Annotated in this window: 2 protein-coding genes; both read left to right on the top strand. The window is 60.2% G+C overall.

Features of this window, described 5'->3' with window-relative positions; translation table 11 throughout:
- On the top strand, nucleotides 1–2,227 hold a 2,227-nt coding region (locus tag AC1D17_RS28270; RefSeq protein WP_477568532.1), incomplete at its 5' end, for an aminotransferase class III-fold pyridoxal phosphate-dependent enzyme.
- Nucleotides 2,228–2,284: 57 nt separating this feature from the next.
- On the top strand, nucleotides 2,285–2,967 hold a 683-nt coding region (locus tag AC1D17_RS28275; RefSeq protein ID WP_477568533.1), incomplete at its 3' end, for an acetylxylan esterase.

The following is a 2,967-nucleotide window of genomic DNA, read 5'->3' on the forward strand; positions in this document are numbered from 1 at the left end:
CAGGCAATTCGTCGTCAAGATAGCATCTCTGGACGAGCCGATCGACAGTCTTGAGTTTCAGATCGAGGCGCTCGAGCATGTGGCCGCGATCGATCCCGACTTCCAGGTGCCGAGGGTCGTTCGAACCCTTGAGGGAGAGTTCATGGCCATGATGGCCGGCGAGACTGGCGAGGCGCACGTGCTCAGGGTTCTGACCTTCTTGCCGGGCCAAACTTTGCTTGACGTTATCAACGCAGAAGGCAGAAAACTGGGCGCGGAGGAACTGGTTGTTCTGGGGGCGATGAGCGGACGCCTGGCGCGTGCGCTGCAAGGCTTTCATGGGCGCGGGGCCCCAAAAACCATGCCGTGGGACTTGAAGAACGCCCCGCTACTCCTCGCCGGACTGTTGCATCAGATGCCGGACCGCATCCGTTCCATCACCAGCAATCTTCTCCCGGCGCTTTCGAACACGCTCACCGGAGCGTTGCCCAAGCTTCGCGCCCAAGTGATCTACAACGACTTCCACGAATCCAACATCATCGCCGCGTTCGATCCGTCCTTCAGCATCGCAGGCGTCATCGACTTCGGTGACATGGTCTATGGTCCTGTCGCGCAAGATCTGGCGGTGACCATCGCCTCGCTCATACACTGGAGCCCGGATCCGGTGTTTGCCGCAAGCTGCCTGGCACGTGGCTATCAGCGTTTCATGCCTCTGGAGGCGGACGATCTCGCCTTGCTGCGCGATCTGGTGCTGGCACGATTGATGCTACAGGTGGGCATCGTCGCCTATCGCGCGAACGCCAATGACGCGACGCCGCTTGACGATCTCCAGACGTTTTACATGACGGCGATCGAGCGGCTGGCTTCTGTCAGTTCCGCAGATTTCGTCGCCGGAATGCTGCCGTCCGTGGTTCCTTTCAGTCATGTCGCCCCGAAATTCTCCACCATCTCCACGCCCTCTTTGCTGAAACAGCGCGAGGCGGTGCTGGGCAAAACGTACACCTTCTACAACGAACCATTGGAACTCGTTCGAGGCCGCGGATCCAAGGTTTGGGACGCGGCGGGGAACGAGTATCTCGATTGCTACAACAACGTCGCGAATCTCGGTCATTGCCATCCCTATGTCGTGGATGCGCTCGCGCGACAGGCAAGCACGTTGAATACGAACTCCCGCTATCTGCACAGGGAGATCGTCAGGCTGGGCGAGCGTCTTTCAGCAACCCTCCCGCCACAGCTCGACACCTGGATCTTCGTCTGCACCGGCTCCGAGGCCAACGATCTTGCTGTCCGGATGGCGCGGGCGGTCAGTGGCAATGAGGGGATCGTCGTCACAGAGAACAGCTATCATGGCAACACCTCTGTCGGAGCCCCGCTGTCCCTGATCGACTATGATGCGTCGCAGAGGCCGACCTGGGTCGAGACTTTGCCGCCGCCCAACCTTTACCGGGGCCTGTATCGTCTGGGCGACAATGACGCCGGCTCGAAATATGCCGTGCATCTCGATGAAGCGGCAGGCCGGTTGGAGCAACACGGCAGGGGGCTGGCAGGAGTGATGATCGATTCGATCTTCGACGCAAACGGCGCTCTCGTGCCGCCGGCCGACTACCTCCCGAAGGTTTACACGTCCGTCAGACGCCACGGCGGTCTTACCATTGCTGACGAAGTCCAGATGGGCTTTGCCCGCTCCGGTACCCACATGTGGGGTTTCCAGGCCTTCGACGTGGAGCCCGATATCGTCACCATGGGAAAGCCGATGGGCAACGGTCATCCAATTGCTGCCGTGGTGACGCGGCGCGAGATTGCTGCGCAATTGCAGAGGAAGGGCGGATATTTCAATACCTTTGGCGGCAACACGGTATCGGCCGTGGTGGGCAATGCATGCCTCGATGTGCTCTTTGGAGAAGACCTGCAGGGGAATGCGAAGCGAAGTGGCGAGGCGCTCAGGTCTGGCCTTGAGGTACTGCAGTTGCGCCACAAGATTGTCGGCCATATCCAGGGCCGCGGCCTCTTCCTCGGCGTCGAACTGGTTTCGGACCGCGAAACCAAGGTGCCTGCGAAGCTTGCCGCCCGCTGGGTGCGCGAGCATATGAAATCTGCCGGTGTCCTCGTATCCTCGACGGGCCCGTTCGGGAATATCATTAAGATCAGACCCCCGTTGGCGTTCAGCCTTACCGATGCCGAAAGATGCTTGGAAGCTCTCGATAGAGCCCTTGGACAGGTTCCCAAGGAATTCCTGACCAGCCCTTAACCCGGACTGGTTAGCTCACTCCTTCTGTTTCCGATATAAACAATTTACGGAGCCTCTATGCCCATCTCAGATCTCGTTCATCCCGAACTCGGTTCTTATCGCAGCATGGTGGCCATGCCGGATGATTTCGATGCATTCTGGAGTTCGACTATCGCGGAAGCCCGGGCTGCGGGAGGAAAGGTCGAGATCGTCAAGGCCGAGACGTCGCTGAAGGTGCTCGAGACCTATGACGTGACATTCCCGGGCTTCGGCGGACATCCGATCAAGGGATGGCTGATCATGCCGGCAGAGCGGCAGGGGCGTTTGCCGCTCGTGGTCCAGTACATCGGTTATGGCGGCGGTCGTGGTCAGCCGCATGATCAACTGCATTGGGCCGCCTCGGGCTACGCGTATTTGCGCATGGACACGCGCGGGCAGGGCAGTGTCTGGTGTGCCGGCGATACTCCGGACCCCGTCGGATCCACGGCATCGTTTCCGGGCTTCATGACACGAGGGGTCCTCGACCGGAAGGATTATTACTACCGTCGCCTGCTGACGGACTGCGTGCGTGCGATCGACGCGATGGTGGAACTGCCCTTCATCGACAGAACCAGGATTGCGGTCTGCGGCGACAGTCAGGGCGGAGGCATGTCCATTGCCGCTGCCGGGCTTGATCCTCGGATCAAGGCTGCCATGCCGGACGTGCCTTTCCTATGCGATTTTCCGCGCGCCGTGAGAGTGGCCTTCCGTGAGCCCTACAC

The sequence above is a fragment of the Pararhizobium sp. P1_E7 genome, assembly GCF_056405855.1.